Origin of the sequence: Pseudomonas sp. WS 5051, assembly GCF_012985715.1 — a bacterium.
GTDB classification, from domain to species: Bacteria; Pseudomonadota; Gammaproteobacteria; order Pseudomonadales; family Pseudomonadaceae; genus Aquipseudomonas; species Aquipseudomonas bubulae.
In genome coordinates, this window is the sequence record NZ_JAAQWV010000002.1 from 369,325 (window position 1) to 389,279 (window position 19,955).

Annotated in this window: 20 protein-coding genes; 11 read left to right on the top strand and 9 right to left on the bottom strand. The window is 60.7% G+C overall.

What is annotated here, in order from left to right:
* Nucleotides 1-44: 44 nt before the first annotated feature.
* Genes HBN79_RS04015 through HBN79_RS04040 form a run of 6 tightly spaced genes read right to left on the bottom strand, consistent with a single transcriptional unit; the run spans nt 45 to nt 7,242 of the window.
* The gene (locus tag HBN79_RS04015) at nt 45-1,040 is read right to left on the bottom strand and encodes a siderophore ABC transporter substrate-binding protein (protein WP_095019886.1); all 996 of its coding nucleotides are present in this window, start codon (nt 1,038-1,040) and stop codon (nt 45-47) included.
* Nucleotides 1,037-1,816: an ATP-binding cassette domain-containing protein gene (locus tag HBN79_RS04020; protein WP_095026216.1), complete on the bottom strand. Its 780-nt coding sequence runs from the start codon at nt 1,814-1,816 to the stop codon at nt 1,037-1,039. The genes HBN79_RS04015 and HBN79_RS04020 overlap by 4 nt, the downstream gene beginning before the upstream one ends.
* A complete protein-coding gene (locus tag HBN79_RS04025; RefSeq protein ID WP_169916336.1) occupies nt 1,813-2,763 on the bottom strand; it encodes an iron chelate uptake ABC transporter family permease subunit in 951 nt (316 codons plus the stop codon). Before HBN79_RS04025 ends, HBN79_RS04020 begins: the two co-directional genes overlap by 4 nt.
* Nucleotides 2,760-3,701 carry an iron chelate uptake ABC transporter family permease subunit gene (locus HBN79_RS04030; RefSeq protein WP_095020070.1) on the bottom strand — a complete coding sequence of 314 codons (942 nt, stop codon included), beginning with the start codon at nt 3,699-3,701 and terminating at the stop codon, nt 2,760-2,762. The genes HBN79_RS04025 and HBN79_RS04030 overlap by 4 nt, the downstream gene beginning before the upstream one ends.
* Nucleotides 3,701-5,461 carry an ABC transporter ATP-binding protein gene (locus HBN79_RS04035; RefSeq protein ID WP_169916337.1) on the bottom strand — a complete coding sequence of 587 codons (1,761 nt, stop codon included), beginning with the start codon at nt 5,459-5,461 and terminating at the stop codon, nt 3,701-3,703. Before HBN79_RS04035 ends, HBN79_RS04030 begins: the two co-directional genes overlap by 1 nt.
* Nucleotides 5,455-7,242 (bottom strand): ABC transporter ATP-binding protein, encoded by a 1,788-nt coding sequence (locus HBN79_RS04040; RefSeq protein WP_169916338.1) that lies wholly within the window; start codon nt 7,240-7,242, stop codon nt 5,455-5,457. The genes HBN79_RS04035 and HBN79_RS04040 overlap by 7 nt, the downstream gene beginning before the upstream one ends.
* Before the next feature lie 193 nt (nt 7,243-7,435).
* Here HBN79_RS04040 and HBN79_RS04045 point away from each other — a divergent pair, with 193 nt between their 5' ends.
* The 7 genes from HBN79_RS04045 (at nt 7,436) to glcF (ending at nt 13,220) form a co-directional block, all read left to right on the top strand.
* Nucleotides 7,436-8,059 carry a TetR/AcrR family transcriptional regulator gene (locus HBN79_RS04045; RefSeq protein ID WP_095023357.1) on the top strand — a complete coding sequence of 208 codons (624 nt, stop codon included), beginning with the start codon at nt 7,436-7,438 and terminating at the stop codon, nt 8,057-8,059.
* A gap of 151 nt (nt 8,060-8,210) precedes the next feature.
* Nucleotides 8,211-8,378 carry a hypothetical protein gene (locus HBN79_RS04050; RefSeq protein ID WP_165446467.1) on the top strand — a complete coding sequence of 56 codons (168 nt, stop codon included), beginning with the start codon at nt 8,211-8,213 and terminating at the stop codon, nt 8,376-8,378.
* Between the two features lie 33 nt (nt 8,379-8,411).
* A complete protein-coding gene (locus HBN79_RS04055) occupies nt 8,412-8,621 on the top strand; it encodes a hypothetical protein (protein ID WP_095000131.1) in 210 nt (69 codons plus the stop codon).
* Between the two features lie 90 nt (nt 8,622-8,711).
* Nucleotides 8,712-9,257 carry a DUF4410 domain-containing protein gene (locus tag HBN79_RS04060; protein ID WP_169916339.1) on the top strand — a complete coding sequence of 182 codons (546 nt, stop codon included), beginning with the start codon at nt 8,712-8,714 and terminating at the stop codon, nt 9,255-9,257.
* Between the two features lie 181 nt (nt 9,258-9,438).
* Nucleotides 9,439-10,938 carry a glycolate oxidase subunit GlcD gene (gene glcD / locus HBN79_RS04065; RefSeq protein WP_169916340.1) on the top strand — a complete coding sequence of 500 codons (1,500 nt, stop codon included), beginning with the start codon at nt 9,439-9,441 and terminating at the stop codon, nt 10,936-10,938.
* Nucleotides 10,938-11,999 carry a glycolate oxidase subunit GlcE gene (glcE, locus tag HBN79_RS04070; RefSeq protein ID WP_169916341.1) on the top strand — a complete coding sequence of 354 codons (1,062 nt, stop codon included), beginning with the start codon at nt 10,938-10,940 and terminating at the stop codon, nt 11,997-11,999. Before glcD ends, glcE begins: the two co-directional genes overlap by 1 nt.
* 3 nt (nt 12,000-12,002) lie before the next feature.
* Complete coding sequence (gene glcF, locus HBN79_RS04075) at nt 12,003-13,220, top strand: glycolate oxidase subunit GlcF (protein ID WP_169916342.1); 1,218 nt, start codon at nt 12,003-12,005, stop codon at nt 13,218-13,220.
* Here glcF and HBN79_RS04080 read toward each other — a convergent pair.
* Entirely contained in the window at nt 13,217-14,032 is an 816-nt protein-coding gene (locus HBN79_RS04080; RefSeq protein ID WP_346010136.1) for an alpha/beta hydrolase, read from the bottom strand. The two genes, glcF and HBN79_RS04080, sit on opposite strands and share 4 nt — an antisense overlap.
* Before the next feature lie 108 nt (nt 14,033-14,140).
* Nucleotides 14,141-15,034: a LysR family transcriptional regulator gene (locus tag HBN79_RS04085; RefSeq protein ID WP_169916344.1), complete on the bottom strand. Its 894-nt coding sequence runs from the start codon at nt 15,032-15,034 to the stop codon at nt 14,141-14,143.
* 105 nt (nt 15,035-15,139) lie between these two features.
* Here HBN79_RS04085 and HBN79_RS04090 point away from each other — a divergent pair, with 105 nt between their 5' ends.
* From HBN79_RS04090 to HBN79_RS04105, 4 genes are read left to right on the top strand one after another with little or no spacing between them, the layout of a single operon-like run.
* Complete coding sequence (locus HBN79_RS04090; protein WP_169916345.1) at nt 15,140-15,820, top strand: RraA family protein; 681 nt, start codon at nt 15,140-15,142, stop codon at nt 15,818-15,820.
* Complete coding sequence (locus HBN79_RS04095; protein WP_169916346.1) at nt 15,820-16,482, top strand: RraA family protein; 663 nt, start codon at nt 15,820-15,822, stop codon at nt 16,480-16,482. The genes HBN79_RS04090 and HBN79_RS04095 overlap by 1 nt, the downstream gene beginning before the upstream one ends.
* Nucleotides 16,482-17,120 (top strand): RraA family protein, encoded by a 639-nt coding sequence (locus HBN79_RS04100; protein ID WP_095000122.1) that lies wholly within the window; start codon nt 16,482-16,484, stop codon nt 17,118-17,120. The genes HBN79_RS04095 and HBN79_RS04100 overlap by 1 nt, the downstream gene beginning before the upstream one ends.
* The gene (locus HBN79_RS04105) at nt 17,117-18,331 is read left to right on the top strand and encodes a pyridoxal phosphate-dependent aminotransferase (RefSeq protein ID WP_146540910.1); all 1,215 of its coding nucleotides are present in this window, start codon (nt 17,117-17,119) and stop codon (nt 18,329-18,331) included. The genes HBN79_RS04100 and HBN79_RS04105 overlap by 4 nt, the downstream gene beginning before the upstream one ends.
* 144 nt (nt 18,332-18,475) lie before the next feature.
* On the opposite strand, the gene HBN79_RS04110 is transcribed toward HBN79_RS04105, so the two are convergent.
* The gene (locus HBN79_RS04110) at nt 18,476-19,945 is read right to left on the bottom strand and encodes a TolC family protein (protein WP_169916347.1); all 1,470 of its coding nucleotides are present in this window, start codon (nt 19,943-19,945) and stop codon (nt 18,476-18,478) included.
* Nucleotides 19,946-19,955: the final 10 nt, after the last annotated feature.

Below are 19,955 nucleotides of genomic sequence, written 5' to 3' on the forward strand. Positions count from 1 at the left end.
ATCGCTATATGACCAGAAAAATGCCTGACAGCCGCCTTCAGGCGTTAGCCCTGATAGCCCTTGATCACATCGTCGATTACCAGTTTCAGGGCGGTCGGACTGGCACCTGTGACGTACCAGGCCTGGGGATCGACAACGATCACCCGGCCGTTTTTCCAGGCGTTGGTCTGGCGCAGCAACGGGTTGCCCAGGCTCTCGATAGCCATTGCCGGGCGGTGTTCCATTACCGCCGTACGGTCCACGATGTAGATGATGTCGGGGTTGGCCTGCTGGATAAATTCGCTGGATACCGGTTGCCCATGCAGCCCCGCCTCTGCCGTAGGGCTGGCGGGTTTGACACCCAGGCCGGTGAAAATAAAGCCGTAGCGCGACTGCACGCCGAAGGAGCTGAACGCGCCGTTGTTATGCAGCACCACCAGCGCTTTTTCAGGGCGCCCGCGGGTGATGCCTCTCGCCTCCTCGACTTTCGCGTCCAGTGCCCGGGCTTTTTCCTCCGCGAGCCCCTGTTTGGCGAACATCTGCCCCAGGGTCAGCAGGTGCTGCCTGATCACCTCGATATGGCGGGACTCGCTGTCACGATAATCGACATCGAAATGAACGGTCGCGGCCATCTCGCTCAAGGCTTGATAGTGGTTGGCCTGCAGTGAGGTGATCAGGATCAGGTCCGGCCTGGCGGCATGTACCCGTTCCAGGTTGGGCTGCACAATCGACCCCAGATCCTCGACACCCGGTGCATCCCGATAGCGGGCGAGAAAGTGCGGGATGAAATCCTTGGGCATGCCCGCCACGGGGACACCCAGTTGATCGAGGAAGTCGACTTCATTCATGTCCAGTGCAACCACCCGCTGCGGTACACGTTCAATGACCGTGGTGCCCAACTGGTGTTGCACCGTAAGCGGCGCAAAAGGCGTCTGCACGGCTTGCACAGCGGTGGCGGCCCGTGGGGGCTCTGCCGGTTTGTCATTGCAGCCCTGCACTGCCACGGCCGCGCCGAGCAGCAGGGCCAACGGCCATAACCGATCTTTGTTGTGGATCATCATTTCGCGTCTCTTTCCAGGGGGTTGAAGTAGTTGCACAGGCGACCGCGCGGGCTGTGGGTGATCTCGAAGTCCAGCCCGTAGAGTTCGCCCAGCCGCGCTTCAGTGATCACCTCGTCAACGCTGCCGGCGCAATGCACCGCGCCCACCTTCATCGCAACGAAGTGATCGCAGTAGCTGGCGGCAAAGTTGATGTCATGCACCACCAGAATCACCGTGCGCCCCTGTTCGTCGCACAAGCGGCGCAGCGCCCGCATAATCTGTACGGCGTGCTTGATATCGAGGTTGTTCAGCGGCTCATCGAGCAGCAGGCAATCGGTTTGCTGGGCGATGGTCATGGCCAGAAAGGCCATCTGCCGCTGCCCGCCGCTGAGTTCGTCGAGGTAGGCATGGCGCAGCGCTTGCAGCGACAGAAAGGCGATGGCCTCGTCGATGATCCGTTGATCTTCGCCGGTCAACACACCACGGCTGTATGGGAAGCGCCCGAAGGCAACCAGTTCCTCCACCCGAAGGCGCAGGTTGAAGTCCGGTGACTGGCGCAAAGTGGCCACGCGCCTGGCGTAATCGCCAATCGCGATACCCGCGACCCCACGCCCCTCGATGCGTACTTCACCGGCCGTGGGCTCCATCAGCCGCGCTATCATCATCAACAGCGTGGTTTTGCCCGCGCCGTTGGGGCCGATCAGCGCCGTCAGTTGCCGGGGCGGGAAACTCGCGTCGACACCGCGTAGTACGGTCTTGCTGCCATAGGTTTTATGGATGCCGTGAACAGTGATCATGGAGCTCCTCGGGTACGCACCATCAACACCAGGAAATACCCGCCGCAGACCAGGTTGACGAGAATGCCGACGGTGGTTTTGTAGTTGAAGACATGCTCGACCAGCAGTTGCGCAACGATGAAAATGCCGATGGCAATCACGCTGCCCAGCGCCAGCGTGACCCGGTGCCTGAAGGTGCGGGCCAGCGCATAGGTGATGTTCGCCACGAAGATGCCCATAAACGCCGTGGGCCCCAGCAGGCTGGTTGAGACCGCCACCAGTGCCGCAATCAGCGCCAGGTGCAGGCGCACGCTGCGCCGGTAATCGACCCCCAGGGACATGGCCTGGTCGCGCCCCAGCGCCAGCACATCGAGGGTTGCCAAGGTTCTGCTGCCCACCAGGCACACGGCGCCCACCAGCAGCCCCGCAATCAGCAACTGCTGCGGCTGGACGCGGTTGAACGAAGCCAGGCTGAAACCCTGCAAAACCGAAAACTCGCCGGGGCTGACCTTGAGCTGGACAAACTGGGTGAACGTGCCTATCACCATCGTCAGCACCAGCCCGACCAACAGCAGGAAATACACGTTGCTCTTGCCGTTGCGCAGCAGGTAACGATGGATAAGCCACGAGTAGCCAAGCAACAGCAGCACAGACACCATAAAGTTGCCGTTACTGCCCAGTAACACCGCACTGCCGGTGCCCAGCAACAGCACCAGCAAGGCTTGCAACAGCAGGTAAATGGCCTCGTAGCCCATGATTGCCGGGGTCAATATCCGGTTGCCGGTGAGGGTCTGGAACGTGATCGACGACCAGGCGATGCACACACCGCCAATCACCATGGCCATAAGCCGGGCGATCCGCTTGGGGATTACATAATCAAAATCCATGCCCGCCCCCAACAACACGAAGGTCAGCGCCAGGGCCGCTACCAGAACCCATACCCCATGCCGGGGTTGCAGACGCCTCATCGGTGCCTCCAGATGATCAGCGCCAGGAACAGCACACCGCCCACGCTGCCTGCCATCAAGCCGATGGGCACTTCAAACGGGTAAATCAGCAGCCGTCCGAGGATGTCGCACACCAGCAGCATTGACGCGCCGCCCAGGGCAACGATGGGCAGCGTGCGGCCCAGATGGTCGCCATAACGCAGCGCCACCAGGTTGGGAATGACCAGCCCGACAAAAGGAATCGCCCCTACCGTGATGACCGTGGCTGATACCGTGACCGCCACCAGCAGCAAGCCCAGGGCAACGTTTGCCGAGTAGTTCAGGCCCAGGCTTGTAGCCATGCCCTCACCCATGCCCAGCACGGTGAAACGGTGGGCATACAGATAGGCCAGGGCAACAATCGGCAAGATCAGGTAGATGATCTCGTAGCTGCCCTGCACCACCCTGGAAAAGTCGCCCAGCAGCCAGCCCTGCATGCTTTGCATGATGTTGTGGTGGTAGGCGTAGAACTCGGCAATGGCGCTCAGCACGCCGCCATACATCAGGCCGATGACCGGCACCAGCACCGTGTTTTTGAATCGGATCCGGCGGATGATCACGACAAATATCAACCCCGAGGCGAAGCAAAACACCAGCGCAAACAGCATGCGCCCTGTCGTGCCGGCGCCGGGCACCGCAGCCAGCGATACCAGGATGCCGAGCCTGGCCGCATCCAGCCCGCCCGAAGTGCCTGGCTCAACGAACTTGTTGTGCACGATGTGTTGCAGGATCACCCCGCACACTGCCAGGCCAGCCCCGGTCAGCACCAGCGCCGCCAGGCGCGGCAGGCGGCTGGCCGTGAGCGTCAGCCAGGCATCGCCCGACAAGGACCACAGCTGCGACCACTCCAGTTGCCGGGCCCCCACCAGCAGTGATGTGACGCAGAGCATGGCAAATACCCCTAGCCATCGTGCCCGCATCATTGCAGCTCACTGCCGCTTGCCACCCGCCAACCCTTGGCAGCCCGACGCTGTTCAAGAAACTTCGCGTAACGCCCCTTGGCGGCAAGCAATGCCGCGGGCGTGCCCTGCTCGACCACCCGGCCGTGATCGAGCACTACGATCCGGTCGGCCATCGACACCGTAGACAGTTGATGCGCAATGACCACCAGCGTGCGCTGCCCGCGCAACCTGGCCAGTGTCCGGGCGATCACGTGCTGATTCTCGGCATCCAGCGCCGCAGTGGCTTCATCCACCAGCAAGATGGCCGCCTCCTTGATCAGTGCGCGTGCGATCGCAATACGCTGGCGCTCACCGCCCGACAGCCGTGCACCACCCTCGCCCACCGGTGTGTCGAGGCCTTGCGGCAAGCGCCCGATAAGTTCGCCAAGCCCGGCCTGCTGCGCCGCCTCGAGGATTTCGTCAGCATTGGCGGTGGGGTTGCCGATGCGGATGTTGTCGGCAATGCTGCCCTGAAACAGGTAACAGTCCTGGAATATCTGACTGATCTGACCCGCCAACTGGCTGTCGGACATGTGCCGCACATCCACACCACCCACGAGCACGCACCCTTCGCGCGCATCGAAAAACCGTGCGATCAGCCGTACCAGCGTGGTCTTGCCCGAGCCCGAAGCACCGATCAACGCTGTCATGCTGCCCGGCTCAATACGCAGGCTGACATCATGCAGCACATCGGGTTGATCGGGCGCGTAAGCCATGCTCACTGCGCGCAACTCTATAGAGCCATCCCGTGGCGGTTGTGGCTGATCCGGCTCCGGCAAGGGCCGGGCGGCAAAGATGGCCTGCACCGCGTCAAGTTGACCGCTGGCACTGCGCAGGATCTCGGCATAACCGGCCACGTCCAGCAACGGCTCGATATAGCGGCTGCTCAACAACAGCGCAACGACTACCGCAATCACCGAAGCGTTATCCCGCGTGTCGCCCATCAGGCCGTTAAGCGACAAGGCGGCTGCGATCAACAGGGCCGCAAAGATCACCTGCACGACCCAGGTATTGAGTACCACCGAAAGCGATGACTGATAGATCAGGCGCAGCCCGGACTGGCGCTGGCGCTCGAGCGCCTGTTCCAGCAACTGCGTCCCGCCCCCTTCGCCATTGAACGCGCGCAGTACCGATTGCGCCTGGGCAAACTCGACCATGCGCTGGCTGGCATCCGCGAAGTGCCGCTGGAAAGCCCGGTCAGTACGCTGCCCCAGGCGCGCGCTCAACAGCAGCGCCCCTGCCAGTACCGCAAGCCCCAGCAGCGCAATCAGCCCCAGTGGCCAATGCACGGCAAACAGTGCGGCGACGATCACCAAAGGCGTCACCGCGCCACTGATCACAGGGGTGAAAACGTGCGCCGGCAACTGCGCCACCGCCATCATGCCCTGGGTAATTACATGCCCCAGATGGCCGGTGTTCTGCGTCGTAAACCAGCCCAGGGGCAATCGCGCCACATGGTCGCCGATGCGCTGGCGCGCCCCCTGCAAAAGGGCCACGCCCACCGCGACACCGGCGCGCTCCACCCGGCGCCGGCAGGCCCAGCACACAGCCATACCGGCAAGCGTCAACAGCAGCCACAATGCTGCACCTCGTAGATCGTTAGCGAGCAAATGCCCCAGCACCGGTACCAGGGTGGTGAGTGTCAGCCCGCTGAGCAAACCATAAAACACTGCCATCCAGACATAACGATGCAGCACGGGCGCGTCGTCGCCCAACAGTTCTACCAAGGGTTTCAGCATGACGGCACCGCCAGTTCTGCAGAGAATGAGTAGTCGCCCTGCGCCCACAGACGGGCATAAAGGCCCTTGCGGGCAAGCAGTTCACCGTGGCTGCCCTGCTCGTGAATCGTGCCGTTGTCGAGCACGATGATCTGGTCGGCGTGCATCACGGTGTCGAGCCGGTGCGCGATGACCAGCAAGGTGCGGCCGCCGGCAAAACGCGAGAGTGCATCCTGGATGGCCACTTCACTTTCGGCATCCGCCGCCGCCGTGGCTTCGTCGAGCACCAGCACGGGCGGATCGAGCAACACGGCACGGGCGATGCTCACCCGCTGCAACTCACCGCCGGAAAACTGCGCATCCTCACCCACCACCGAGTCATAGCCACGCGGCAGGGCAACAATGCGCGCATGGATATTGGCCGTGCGCGCAGCATCCTCAATCTGCTGGCGGGTGGCCGTTGGTCTGCCCAGGGCAATGTTGTCGTGCACACTGGCGTGGATCAGCCGCACCTCCTGCAATACAAAACCGATATGCCGGTACAGGGTTGCCGTCTCAATCTGACGCAGATCCACACCCCCCAGGGTGATACGCCCTTGCGTCGGGTCAAAAAAACGCAGCAGCAGGCGCGCCAGGGTTGACTTGCCGGCGCCGGAGCACCCCACCACAGCGGTGGTCGTGCCGGGTTTGAGAACCAGGTTGATGTCCGCCAGCCCCCGGCCCGCGCTTTCATAGCAGTAGCCAACGTGCTCAAAACCAATTTCGCTGCCCCTGGGCATCTCCTGCATGCCCGGTGCCGGTTGCTCCAGCACCGGTGTATCGAGCAGGGCCTGCACACGCCGGGCCGCACCCACTGCATTGTTGAGGTCATGGGTGATGTAGTGCAGCAACAGCAAGGGGCCACACAGGCCCGGAGTCACCAGGGCGAACGGCAGCACATCCAGCGCAGCGATCCAGCCCAGTGCCACGAACAGGGTGCCGAACGCCAGCACGCCGCCCAGCACCGCGACCGGCGCGATCATTGCGTTGGCATTGGCCATCGAACCCACCAGCGGGCGAGTGAAACCGACAAAAGCCCGGGCGAAGGCATCGACGGCCTCACGGTAACTGCCGTGTGCCTTGCCGACAGCCCCGAACGACTTCACTACCGGGATGCCATTGACGAACTCGACCACGGCATTGTCGATACGCCCCATGCCCTCGACAAACGCCTGCATGTTGCTCTCGCTGGCTTTCATGGCGCGGGTAAAAAACAGGAAGAACCCCGGGAACGGCAGGATCGAGACAATTGCCATGCGCCAGTCCATTACAAACAGGTAGACCAGCGAGAACACAATGGCACCGACCGCTCGCCCCACGGTGGTGTAGAAATGCGCCGTCAGACTGTGCAGGGTATTGATGTCATCCTGCATCGCCTGCTTGACCTCACCCGAGCCCCGGCTGGTGAACCAGCCCAAGGGCACGCGGCTCAGGCGCTGCACAATGGCCAGGCGCAGGTGGTGGGTAATACGGTTATCCGCCAGATGGGCCAGCAACTCCCCGGTGGATATCAACAACATGCCCGCGCACAGACTCGCCACGCCGACACCTACTGCCCGCCACACCTCATGAGCAGTGATTGCGTTGTCACCCAGAACCAGCCCGGCGACATGCGCAATACCTGCCAGCGGTACCAGCGTCAGCATGGCGCCAACGCCCGCAAGCAGGGCGGCAATCAGCAGCCGCCCACGAATCGGGTGAAGCACCTGGCTGACAGGGCCACGCATCTTGGGTGTGGCCGCAGCCGTGTGAGGAGTTTCCATGCCAGTCAAACATCCGCAATGTCATAAGAATGGAAGGCCACTGGCATTCCGGTTAAGCGCAAACAAGGGGGGTGTATGCGCAACTGATAGTGGCTCGCAAATGAGAACCTTAATTAGTTGCATGACTATAAACTAATTTGCGAAATGCTGACAAGACAGCTACAAGACACTCCTCACCGATCAAGGAACGGCCATGAACGCCTCACAACCACCCGCGACCCGCGGGCGCCCTCGCACCATCACCCGCGAGCGCATCGTCGAAGCAGGCATCGAGATCGGCCTGCCGGGTATCACTTTTGTCGGCGTTGCTGCCGCTTTGGGGGTCAGTCATATGGCGCTGTACAAGCATGTTGCCAATCTGGAGGCGCTGAAGAATCTGATCGCCGAAGAGATCTTCACCCGCTGGCAGATACCGCGGGTCGACGCCGATCAGCGTGGTGAACTCAAGGACTACCTGACGGTGTTTGCCACCTCGGTGCGCCTGTTTGTAAAGGCCCACCCCGGCTTGACGCCCTACGTGATTCGCCGCTTGGCGGCGACCCAACCGATGCTCGCCAAGATCGACGAGCATCAGAGCCATATCGCCCAGGTCTACGGCATTACAAAGGCGCAGGCCCGCTGGCTGCTGGCAACCGTGGCCTTCCACGGAATTGCCGTAGCCGACACGGTGTATTCAGTCACCGGCCAGCCCGTTGAAGAAGCCCAGCGCCTGGCCGAAGAAATCGAGATGGAGGCCGAGCTGGACCGCGGCATGCGTGCACTGATCGTTGGCGCACTGGTGCTCATGGATGAAGAGGAATTCCAGGCAAAGCCATAGGTTTGACATCATGTAAATCAATAACTTGCATATGACTGTTCATGTAAATCATTTTGTTTGCGCCGTCATTGCCAGGGAACTACTGAGCGAAATCGAGTCCAATCAGGTTCATGTCGTTCAGGATCTAGATGATGAAAACGCAGGCACACCGATGAGCAGTAAAACCAACCACGGCTGGGCCTGGGCGTACCACAAGATTCGCGGCCTGCAATGCACACGGGTGACATCGGCCTACAGGGCCACCCTTTATGTGCTGCGTGGCGATACAGGCACCTTCCACAGCGATGCCAGTTGGCAAAAAAACCGCATCCGGCGCTAGTATGCAGCCATTACTTATGGCGCAATTTTTGACATGTCCAAGAAGCAAACCGCAGAAAACCCGGCAGCTACGGCAGCTGGCATAGAACAATCGATCCAGGCCCTCAACAAAATGGCCGAACGCCTGTGGGGTGATGGCCGCGAAGCCGAGGCCAAGGCCCTGATCGACGCGCTTGATGCTCTAAATCGGGCGCTGGACCGGATCCGGATTGGCGAAATCGGCCGGGCGGCGACGCTTCACTGATGCCGATACTGGCTAAGAGCCATTAAAGCCGGTGAAAAATCTGAGGCGTTGCGGTATAGATAGCGTTCATCCCCAGAATATGGACATTCAATGAACGCTTCCAAACTCTCGTCTGCGCTGTACTGTGCCGTGGCCATTTCACTGTTGAGCGGCTGCGCGGCCTCGGTTAAAAGCGGTGGCAGCCCCATGCTGCCGATCCAGGCAACGACCAAGCAAAACCTGCGCGTCAACTTTGAAGGCAACAGCAAGGTTCAACAGAACGAGGACTGGCCCCTGCTGAAGCAAGAATGGAAGGAGGCCTTGCATGCCGAAGCCTCTGCAGAGGGCTACCGCCTTGCTGAGTCCCAACTGCTCAGCCTTGATGGAAAAGACGGTGTGGGCATCAAGATCAAAGTAAGCAACTTCCGCTACATCACGCCGGGTGCACGGTATGGCGCAGGCATCATGGTGGGGAATGCCTGGGTCAACTCAAGTGCAGACTTCACCGACCTGAAGACCGGCCAGTTGCTGGGGACCCGGACCTACGATACGTCATCATCGGCCTGGGAAGGCGTCATGTCGGCCATGACCCAGGAGCAGGTCGAAGCCATCGCCCGGCAAATCATTGCCGATATCAAAAGCGCCAAGGCCTATTGACCTTTTGCCCCGCTAGCGGGCCCTTGTACCTCAAGGGCCAGTAGCACAGCGCTTTTTATCACCCCCGGTTTCAACACCGACGCCACCGATATCACCCTGCAAGTGATACAGGGCGCACTTTGCGACTAGGCTGCATACGGAACAGACCTCCAATAAGAACAATCGAGTGTCGTGAGCCGCCATGAACATTCTCTACGATGAACGCGTCGACGGCGTCCTGCCGGACGTCGATAAAGCCGTATTACTGCGCACCCTGCGCACACGCTTGCCAAACCTAGAAGTCCTGCATCAGCGTGAAGAACTCAAGCCCTACGAATGCGACGGGCTTAGCGCCTATCGCACCACGCCCCTGCTGGTAGTGCTGCCACGCCAACTGGACGAGGTACAGGGCGTGTTGCGCATCTGCCATGAGTTGCGCGTGCCGGTGGTCGCACGCGGGGCCGGTACCGGTTTGTCCGCAGGGGCATTGCCCCTGGAAAAAGGCGTGCTGCTGGTAATGGCGCGCTTCAACGCTATCCTTCATATCGACCCCGACGCCCGCACTGCACGGGTTCAGCCCGGTGTGCGCAACCTGGCCATTTCCCAGGCAGCGGCGCCGTATGACCTGTACTACGCGCCGGATCCGTCCTCGCAGATTGCCTGCTCGATCGGTGGCAACGTCGCTGAAAACGCCGGTGGCGTGCATTGCCTCAAGTACGGTTTGACCGTGCACAACCTGCTAAAGATCGAAATACTGACCGTTGACGGCGAGCACCTGACCCTGGGGGCGGATGCCCTCGACTCGCCCGGTTTCGATCTGTTGGCACTGTTTACCGGTTCCGAAGGCATGCTCGGGGTCATTACCGAGGTCACGGTCAAACTGTTGCCCAAACCGCAAACCGCCAAAGTGCTGCTGGCAGCCTTCGACTCGGTTGAAAAAGCCGGTCGCGCCGTGGCTGACATCATCGCCGCCGGCATCATACCCGCAGGGCTGGAGATGATGGACAACCTGGCCATCCGCGCCGCCGAAGATTTTATTCATGCCGGTTACCCGGTCGAAGCCCACGCCATCTTGTTGTGCGAACTCGACGGCGTCGAAGCCGATGTACATGACGATTGCGCGCGCGTGCGCCAAGTGCTTGAACGGGCTGGCGCCAGCTCCGTGCGCCAGGCCAGGGACGAAGCTGAGCGGGTGCGCTTCTGGGCCGGGCGCAAGAACGCCTTTCCCGCTGTAGGTCGCCTTGCGCCGGATTACTACTGCATGGACGGCACCATTCCGCGCCGTGAGTTGCCCGGCCTACTGCAGGCCATTGCCGGATTATCGACCCACTACAACCTGAGAGTGGCCAATGTGTTTCATGCCGGTGACGGCAATATGCACCCGCTTATTCTGTTCGATGCCAATCAGCCCGGGGAACTTGAGCGCGCCGAAGCCCTGGGCGGCCAGATCCTTGAGCTCTGCGTCAAGGTCGGTGGCAGCATTACCGGCGAACACGGCGTAGGCCGCGAGAAGATCAATCAGATGTGCGCGCAGTTCAACAGCGATGAACTGACCCTGTTTCATGCCGTCAAGGCCGCCTTCGACCCCGGCGGCTTGCTCAACCCCGGCAAGAACATCCCCACCCTGCATCGCTGCGCCGAGTTGGGCGCCATGCACGTGCATATGGGGCAACTGCCCTTCCCCGAACTGGAGCGGTTCTGATGCGCAGTGCAGACAATGTCGATACCAGCGCCCTGTTGCTGGAGCAGGTCAGTCAGGCGCTGCAATACGCCACCCCGCTACGTATCCAGGGCGCCAACAGCAAAGCCTTCCTTGGCCGCAGTGTGCCCGGTGAAGTGCTCGACACCCGCGGCCATCGGGGCATTGTCAGCTATGACCCCACCGAGCTGGTGATCACCGCACGCTGCGGTACGCCTCTGATGGAGCTGGCGCAGGCGCTGGATAAAGCCGGGCAAATGCTGGCCTGCGAACCGCCCTCTTTCGGTGCCGCCACGGTCGGCGGCATGGTTGCCAGCGGCCTGTCGGGGCCGCGCCGGCCCTGGTCAGGTTCGCTCAGGGACTTTGTCCTCGGCACCCGGGTGATCACCGGGCACGGCAAGCATTTGCGTTTTGGCGGCGAAGTCATGAAAAACGTCGCTGGCTATGACCTGTCCCGATTGATGGCCGGCAGCTACGGCGCACTGGGAGTCATCACCGAAGTGTCACTCAAGGTGCTGCCCAAGCCGCGGCAATCCCTGAGTATCAGCCTGGAACTGGACACGGCGCGAGCCCTGCTGCGCCTCGCCGAATGGGGCCGGCAACCGCTGCCGATCAGCGCTGCCTGCCACGATGGCCAGCGCCTGCACCTGCGCCTGGAGGGTGGCGAAGGCTCGGTGATGGCGGCTCACGAACGCCTGGGCGGCGAGCGCCTGGACGCTTCGTTCTGGACACGGCTCAACGAACACCAATTGAGCTTCTTCGATGAGGGCCAGCCCCTCTGGCGCCTGTCCTTGCCCAACAACACCCCGGAACTTGAGCTGCCCGGTGAGCAGTTGATCGATTGGGGCGGTGCCCAGCGCTGGCTCAAGTCGGATGCTGAGGCGAGCTTTATCCGCACGGTCGTAACCGAGGTCGGCGGCCATGCCACCTGCTACAGCCACGGTCTTGTCGACAGCCCGTTCCAGCCGTTGCCGGAGGCTCTGATGCGCTACCAGCGTAGCCTCAAACAACAACTCGACCCGCAGGGTATTTTCAACCCCGGGCGCCTGTACGCGGAGCTTTGAACCATGCAGACCACGTTGAGCGAACAGGCCCGCCAATTGCCCCGTGCCGGGGAGGCTGAACGCATCCTGCGCAGTTGCGTGCACTGTGGTTTCTGTAACGCCACCTGTCCGACCTATCAGTTGCTCGGTGATGAACTGGACGGCCCGAGGGGGCGTATTTACCTGATCAAACAGGTACTGGAAGGCAATCAGGTGACGCAGAAAACCCGACAGCATCTGGACCGTTGCCTGTCTTGCCGCAATTGCGAAACCACCTGCCCCTCAGGCGTCGACTACCACAACTTGCTGGACATTGGCCGGGCAATGGTTGAGGCCCAGGTACCCAGATCGCTCGGGCAACGCTTGCTGTTTCAAGGTCTGCGCAGCGTCATACCCAATGCGGGCCGGTTCAGGTGGCTACTGCGCAGTGGTCAGATCTTGCGCCCCTGGCTGCCCGCACGCCTGCAAGACAAACTGCCAGGCCAGGTCCCCGCGCCCGGGCTGCGACCGACCACCCGCCATGCCCGGCAAGTACTGCTGCTCGAAGGCTGCGTGCAACCGAGCTTGTCACCCAACACCAACGCAGCAGCTACCCGAGTGCTGGACCGATTGGGCATCAGCGTGATTCCTGCCCGAGAAGCCGCTTGCTGCGGTGCAGTGGACTACCATCTGGACGCCCAGGCCGCAGGACTTGATCGCGCCCGGCGCAATATCGATGCCTGGTGGCCGGGGATTGAACGAGGGGCCGAAGCAATCGTGCAAACCGCCAGCGGCTGCGGTGCCTTTATCAAGGAGTACGGCCACCTGCTCGGCAACGACCCGGCCTATGCCGAAAAAGCTGCCACGGTCAGTGCGCTGGCCAGGGATCTGGTTGAAGTGCTGCGCGACGAGCCACTGCACACCCTCGGTGTGCACAGCAATCAACGGCTGGCGTTCCACTGCCCCTGCACCTTGCAGCACGGGCAAAAACTCGGCGGCGCGGTTGAAGGCATTCTCACCCGGTTGGGGTTCAACCTGACCGCGGTGCCCGACAGCCACTTGTGCTGCGGCTCGGCAGGCACTTATTCGCTGACCCAGCCCGAACTGTCCCGGCAACTGCGCGACAACAAACTCAACGCACTGGAAAGCGCGCACCCCGAGGTTATTGTCACGGCCAATATCGGCTGCCAGGCACACCTCGACAGTGCAGGCAGAACCCCGGTGCGGCACTGGATCGAGCTGGTGGAGGCGGCGTTGCCCTAGCCTGAAATTGCCCCATAAAAATCGGCCATGTGCTGCCACATCGCAATCGGGTTGGAATACATCGGGAAGTGGCCGCAAGCCGGGATCTGCCCCAGGCGTACGCCGTGAGCCGCGATATGCGGCAGGTAGGACAGTGACGCGTTCTGGTCGCCAAACATAAACATCTTCGGGCACGGCAAGCCGAGAAACTTGCCCATCAGGTTGGCGTTATCGGACAGCTCGACCATCGACTCGAAAATCCCCCGCACCGCTTGCACACGCACCTTGTGCCTCAGGTTCGCGGCATACAGGGCACTGGCATAGGCCGGGGCATGGCGGGCACGCTCGATAAAGGCCGTAAAAAACAGCTCAGGATCATCACTCGGGCAGTCGATGATCTGACGGCTGAGAAAGCAGTCCTCGGGGGCAATATTGCCTTCGATATCGACAAAACTGAGTACCCGCTGCGGGAACTGATGGGCCAGCATCAGGGCGGTCAACCCGCCCATGGAATGGCCCACCAGATGGAAGCGTTCGATGCCGAAATGCTCGAGCACTTGCAGCGCCGGTTGCTGCAAAAAAGGGATGGAAACCCGGGCAAGATCACTGCACCCGCTGTCACCACACCCCGGCGCATCGTAGGCCAGAAAGGCATGCCCGGCGAACTCCGCACGCAGCGCGATATCGGCATAGTCTTCCTTGCTCGAACCGAAGCCATGCAGAAAGACAATCGGTGCCAGTTCCCCTTCTCGGTGAAGAGCGGCAATAGTCAAGTGCACACCCTCTACCTCCAGCGGCACTTGGGTATGGGCAAAGGTTGCGGGTACGGGCACGGGCATGACTCCTGAAGCGTTAAGGCGGCGGACCAATGTCAGGCACATCGGCCCTGGTGTAAATGCCTAAGACCAGAAGGTTTACATAGGCCAAACCTATCAAAAACATCATGCCTTGGCGCTTAAACGAGCAATGATCGCCTCTATCAGCGGGTTCGACCGATTGGCATTCCACGCCACGGCAGTGGTCACCACGTTGAGCTTCTGGCTCAGTGCACGGAATACCACATTGGCGGGAGCCAGCTTTTTCAAGGACGCAGGCACCAGCGCAATGCCCTGGCCATAGCTGACAAAGGCGATTTGCGAGGCCACGGAACGCACTTCGTGCAACACCCGCGGGGAAAAGCCGCTAGCCCGGCAGGTGGCAATCAGATTGTCGAAATACACCGGGCTGACCTTGCGCGAAAACATCACCAGAGGCTCATTGGACAGGCTGGCCAGGCTGATGCGCGTGCGCGCTGCCAGCGGGTGATCACTGGGCAGGGCCAGCATCAGGCGGTCCTCCAGCAGCGGCAGTGACTGGATTGAGTCCCCCAGATCACCGTCCAGACGGGCAAACGCCAGATCAATATCCCCCGCCTCCAGCGCCGGCACCGCTTCGACGCTGTCAATTTCCCGCACCGAGACAGTCAAGTGCGGGTAATCCTCCTTCAACCCCTCGATCAGGCCCGGCAGTACATCAAACATGGCCGTGGAAATTGCGCCAATGGTCAACATCCCCGACTGCCCCGCCAGCGCTTCATCCACGGCCAGCTCCAGACGCTCCAACTGCTCGGCGAACTTGCGTACGGCCGGCAGAATTGCCGCCCCCACCGGCGTCAGCTTGGCACCGCGCCGCGAGCGCTCGAACAGTTTGACCTTGAGCGCTTGCTCCAGCACCTGGATCTGCTCGCTCAGCGGCGGCTGGGACATGCCTAGGCGCTTGGCGGCGCGGCCGAAGTTCTGCTCTTCGGCGACGGCCAGAAAGAGCCAGAGGTGACGGATCAGACGGAAATTGATCATGGTTTTTCCATAGGTTTAACGTATCCAAAGCTTACGTGAACAGGAATATACCTATCAAACAGCCTCGCCGACACTGAGCACCTACACCACCACTGAGGCTGCGCGATGACGCTCAAAAGCACGACCGACAGGACTGTACTCCAGCGTCTGGCGGCACTGGACAGTAATACCGTGTCCGATGCGCTGGATTTTCTTGGTCTGGCAGGGGCCACTGTGGGGCTGCGGCCGCTGTGGAACTGCCCGCCGATCGTTGGCCGTGCCAGTACCGTACTGTTGGCCGCAAAGACCGACACGGTGCCCAGCGCCCACCTGATCACCCCGGTGGTCGAACACATCAACACGGATGATCGGGTGCTGGTGATCGCCGGCGGTATCGAGGGCATCTCTTGCTGGGGCGATATCCTTGCCAATGCGGCGCTCGCCAAACAGGTGCGAGGCACCATCATTGACGGTTGCAGCCGCGATATTGATGGCAGTGCGGCAATCGGTTATCCGGTTTACGGCCGTGGCGTCACCATGATCAGTGCGCGCAATCGCGTGATGCAGATAGCGGCCGCCGTGACCATCGAAGTCGCCGGGGTCAATGTCAGCGAAGACGACTATGTGATCGCCGACAACTGCGGCACGGTGTTTGTGCCCCAGGCCCATATCGCTCAGGTCGTCGATCTTGGCGAACGTATCGCCCGGCGTCAGCAAGTCATGCTCGACGCAGTACGCAGTGGTCGCTCCGTAGCCGAAGTCATGCATGACAGCCAGTTTGAAGCCATCCGCACGGAGCACGTCTGATGAACCCTGAAGATCAAGCACTGGTCGCCCTGTTTGAGGGCCTGGACACGCCGGGGGTTTCCGATGCCCTGGACAAGCTCGGCCTGCCCGGTCAATGCCTGGGCGTGATGCCGCTGGGCAACTACAGCACGGTTATTGTCGGGCCGGCATTCACGGTGCAGTACGTCCCGGCCAGCGTGCCTGCCGGGACCGTGGGCGACTTTATCGAGCAAGTTCTGCCCGGTGACGTAGTGGTGATCGACAATGCCGGGCGCACCGACTGCACCGTATGGGGCGACATCATGACCCAGTACGCCGGCAGCCGAAACATCGCTGCCACGGTTATCGACGGTGTTTGCCGTGACGTGAACAAGGCGCTGGGAGACGGTTATCCGATCTTCAGCAAGGGCCGCTTTATGCGCACCGGCAAGGACCGTGTCCAGGTGCAGTCGATCAACCAGCCCGTTTCCATTGGCACCGCCCGCGTCTGTGCCCGTGACATCGTGGTGGCCGACGCCAATGGCGTAGTGATCGTACCCCGCGCCCATGCCGCACAAGTGGCCTCCTGTGCGCGGCAGATTGAAACCGTCGAAGCGCAAATCCGTACCTTGATCAGTCAAGGCCAGACCCTTGCAAGCGCCCGCGCTGCACTGGGCTACCACAGCCTGCAGAGGAAAGCCTGATGAGCACACTCGCCCTGCCCCTGAACTACCACGAACGGGCCAGAATCCTCGGCAGTTCGACCCTGTATGAGGCATCACACCTGGCCTGTGCCGTGGACAGCGGCATCCGCCCGATCTGGGATGGCGCCTTTATCGCCGCGCCGGCGTACCCGCTGCAATGCGCTCCTGGCGATAACCTGGCCCTGCACCTGGCACTGGAACAAGTGCCCCGCGGCAGTGTGCTGGTAGTGGGTACCGGTAATTTTATTGCCGGTTACTGGGGCGAAGTCCTTACCGTAGCGGCACAGGCAGCCGGTGTGGTCGGCCTGGTCATCGACGGCGGGGTACGTGATATCGCGGCCTTGAAGGCGCGCCGGTTTCCGGTATTTGCCCGCGGCATCTCGGTCAGAGGCACCGTCAAGGCCAGCGCCACCTCGGTCGGTCAGGCTTTCAATTTCAACGGCGCAGAGGTGGCGCCGGGGGATCTGCTGGTGGCTGACGACGATGGTGTGATCATCATTCCCAAGGCACACGCCGCACGTACCTTCGCTGAAGGCGAATCCCGTGCCGACAAGGAAGCCCATATGATGCAGGCTCTGACTGAAGGCCGCTCCACGCTCGAACTGATGAACCTGACTCACTGGAGACACCGCCCATGAGCAGCGATATCCAGCGGCTCAACCGGCACCTGGCAAGCGCCCTGCCCTCGGCCACCTATCGGATCATCGACCGTGTTGCAGAGCGCCGCGCCCAAGGCGCCACGATCATTTCACTGTGCGCTGGCGAACCGGACTTCGATACGCCCGAGCCTGTGCGCGACGCTGCAATCCGCGCCATAGGCCAGGGCCACACCCGCTACACCCAGGTCGCTGGCGCACGTTCACTGCGAGAAGCGGTGGCAGCCAAATTCCGTGGTGAAAACGGCCTGGATGTCGGCTGGCAGGACACCCTGGTCTGCAACGGTGGCAAACAGGTGATTTACAATGCCCTGGCCGCGACCCTCAATGAGGGAGATCAGGTCATCATCCCGGCGCCTTACTGGGTCAGTTATCCCGAGATGGTTCAGTTATGCGGCGCACAAAGCTGCTTCGTGACCTGCCACGCAGCGTCCGGTTTCAAGCTGACCGCAGCGGCACTGGCAGCGGCAATCACCCCGCAAACGCGCTGGCTGATCCTCAACTCGCCCTCCAACCCGACGGGGGCGGTGTACAGCCGCGACGAGCTGGCGGCACTGGCCGATGTGCTGCTGGCCCATCCTCATGTATTGATCCTGGCGGATGATATCTACGAACACCTGATCTTCGATGATCAGCTGTTCCATACCCTGGCCCAGGTTGAACCACGCCTGGCAGCGCGCACCCTGACCATGAACGGCGTGTCCAAGGCCTACGCCATGACCGGCTGGCGTATCGGTTTTGCCACAGGCCCGCGCTGGCTGTTGCAAGCCATGGAAACATTGCAAGGCCAGCAGACTTCGGGAGCCGGCTCAATCTCGCAGCAGGCCGCTCTCGCCGCTCTGGAAGGCCCCAAGGACTTTATCCACAGCAGCCGTATCGCGTTCCAGAAGCGCCGCGATCTGATGGTCGACCAGCTCAATAGCATACCGGGCCTTGAATGCACCAGCCCGGCAGGCGCCTTCTACGCGTTCGCCTGCTGCGCCGGACTGATCGGCCGCACCTCGCCCGCAGGCAGGGTGCTGTCCACCGATGAAGACGTGGCCCTGGCCCTGCTCGACGAAGCCGGTGTAGCCGTGGTGCATGGCAGCGCCTTTGGCCTGGGGCCCTATATCCGTATTGCCTATGCCCTGGATGACGCCGTGTTGCGCCGGGCCTGCGAGGCGATCAGGAGGTTTTGCATGGCTGTGCGCTGACGTGCAGCAGGATTGGCCGGCCCCGGAAAACATTAAATTCAATTAAACGCATGGCTTGAGTTGAAACTCACACATCAACCAGGCCTGCGAGCACTTAACGCACACAGCCGGCAAATAAACCTGAAGCACCTGCCCAGGTACCTTTCATCGCAAGGCATCAGCGCATCCATCACCGCAGCCGCCACCGATAGACTGATGAAACTTGACCATGGCAATCAACCGATCAGTGCGACTCTTACCCAGTCGCAGTTCGATACTGCGCTTCGCATCCTGTTGATCCAGCCATTCTTTTATATTCGACTGCCCAAGGCGATAGCGTATTTCAGCAATGCGCTCTGCCCGGGATGAAGATTCATGGGCACGGGCCAGGTAGAGCCCCTCATCGGTGAGCTGTTTATAGGCCGACAGTGCGTTCTCAACATCCTGCAGCGCATCAAGCAACTGTTTTTTGTATAACTCGATACTCTCCTGGTACGTTGCTTCGGCGATTTCAACTTGCAACTTGCCTTTATTGAACTCAAAAAACGGAAGCAGTAAATCTGCCGTAAAAAAACCCACCGGATTTCGCAGAATATTTGACAGTTCGCGTGTCCCTCCTCCAGTGATACCTGCCGTAAGATTCACTGCCGGATAGAGGTTTCTTTGCTGGATCTCAATATTGCTGAAATGAGCGCGCAACCTGAGTTCAGCAGCCCTCATGTCGGGTCGCTGGCTCAGAATGTGGGCAGGTATCTCCGACCGTAGCGCTGTAGACGGTTGAGTCGGAACTGGACGAATCTTGATCGTGTCATCCCATCCCATAGGCGACGCCAATAAAACCAACAAGGCATTGCGGCTTTCTTCACGCTGTTGAAGCCGCCCTGTTTTATCGGCCAGCAGTACACTTAACTGTTGCTCTGCCTGAATCGACTGAAGACGCCCCTCCTGCCCAACGGATTCACCCAGGCGTGCCAGCTCAAGGATTGAACGGGCGCTGGCAATGCTGGTGTCGTTAATTTCAATGCTTTCATTCAAAAACGCTAATCGCCAGTACAGCTCCATTGTTGTACCGATCAGTTGCATCGCGATGTGCTCACGATCCTCCCGGGTCGCCATGGCTTCCCAGGCCGAGATATCGCGAGCCTTTGCAAGACGCCCCCATAAATCCAGCTCGTAGCTCAAGGAGAATGTGCTGGTAAAAGCCTTTTGTTCCGAACTTCCTCTGTTCAGTTCCTTGCTACTGCTCAGTTTGAATCCACTTGATACACCTGGTGTTAAATTCGTCCTGACAATACCCGCTTGTGCCTCTGCCTTTTTGACCCTGTATGCAGCCGCTGCCAGGTTATTATTATTGCGCAGTACACGTTCCACCAGAGCGTCCAGGTCAGGGTCCTGAAATGAGCGCCACCAATGCTGTGTCTGCTTTATATCTTTACCCTCAGGTAATGCATTACGCCATTTTGCAGGCAGCGCCAGTTGTGATTTGACAGCGTTCACATCGGGCAGATGAGTGCTACAACCTGCCAACAGCATCACGCTACAAAACAGAGCAGGGTAATATCTAGTAATCACAATGATATTCTCAAGAACATTGGAGCGCAGTGTTGACTGCGTCCAGCAAGGCATCGACTTCATGTTGAATGAT

What these genes read in the sequence shown, in the direction of transcription:
- HBN79_RS04015 (WP_095019886.1), bottom strand. Translation starts at nt 1,040, where the DNA reads ATGATGATCCACAACAAAGATCGGTTATGGCCGTTGGCCCTGCTGCTC.
- HBN79_RS04020 (WP_095026216.1), bottom strand. Translation starts at nt 1,816, where the DNA reads ATGATCACTGTTCACGGCATCCATAAAACCTATGGCAGCAAGACCGTA.
- HBN79_RS04025 (WP_169916336.1), bottom strand. Translation starts at nt 2,763, where the DNA reads ATGAGGCGTCTGCAACCCCGGCATGGGGTATGGGTTCTGGTAGCGGCC.
- HBN79_RS04030 (WP_095020070.1), bottom strand. Translation starts at nt 3,701, where the DNA reads ATGCGGGCACGATGGCTAGGGGTATTTGCCATGCTCTGCGTCACATCA.
- HBN79_RS04035 (WP_169916337.1), bottom strand. Translation starts at nt 5,461, where the DNA reads ATGCTGAAACCCTTGGTAGAACTGTTGGGCGACGACGCGCCCGTGCTG.
- HBN79_RS04040 (WP_169916338.1), bottom strand. Translation starts at nt 7,242, where the DNA reads ATGGAAACTCCTCACACGGCTGCGGCCACACCCAAGATGCGTGGCCCT.
- HBN79_RS04045 (WP_095023357.1), top strand. Translation starts at nt 7,436, where the DNA reads ATGAACGCCTCACAACCACCCGCGACCCGCGGGCGCCCTCGCACCATC.
- HBN79_RS04050 (WP_165446467.1), top strand. Translation starts at nt 8,211, where the DNA reads ATGAGCAGTAAAACCAACCACGGCTGGGCCTGGGCGTACCACAAGATT.
- HBN79_RS04055 (WP_095000131.1), top strand. Translation starts at nt 8,412, where the DNA reads ATGTCCAAGAAGCAAACCGCAGAAAACCCGGCAGCTACGGCAGCTGGC.
- HBN79_RS04060 (WP_169916339.1), top strand. Translation starts at nt 8,712, where the DNA reads ATGAACGCTTCCAAACTCTCGTCTGCGCTGTACTGTGCCGTGGCCATT.
- glcD (WP_169916340.1), top strand. Translation starts at nt 9,439, where the DNA reads ATGAACATTCTCTACGATGAACGCGTCGACGGCGTCCTGCCGGACGTC.
- glcE (WP_169916341.1), top strand. Translation starts at nt 10,938, where the DNA reads ATGCGCAGTGCAGACAATGTCGATACCAGCGCCCTGTTGCTGGAGCAG.
- glcF (WP_169916342.1), top strand. Translation starts at nt 12,003, where the DNA reads ATGCAGACCACGTTGAGCGAACAGGCCCGCCAATTGCCCCGTGCCGGG.
- HBN79_RS04085 (WP_169916344.1), bottom strand. Translation starts at nt 15,034, where the DNA reads ATGATCAATTTCCGTCTGATCCGTCACCTCTGGCTCTTTCTGGCCGTC.
- HBN79_RS04090 (WP_169916345.1), top strand. Translation starts at nt 15,140, where the DNA reads ATGACGCTCAAAAGCACGACCGACAGGACTGTACTCCAGCGTCTGGCG.
- HBN79_RS04095 (WP_169916346.1), top strand. Translation starts at nt 15,820, where the DNA reads ATGAACCCTGAAGATCAAGCACTGGTCGCCCTGTTTGAGGGCCTGGAC.
- HBN79_RS04100 (WP_095000122.1), top strand. Translation starts at nt 16,482, where the DNA reads ATGAGCACACTCGCCCTGCCCCTGAACTACCACGAACGGGCCAGAATC.
- HBN79_RS04105 (WP_146540910.1), top strand. Translation starts at nt 17,117, where the DNA reads ATGAGCAGCGATATCCAGCGGCTCAACCGGCACCTGGCAAGCGCCCTG.
- HBN79_RS04110 (WP_169916347.1), bottom strand. Translation starts at nt 19,945, where the DNA reads ATGAAGTCGATGCCTTGCTGGACGCAGTCAACACTGCGCTCCAATGTT.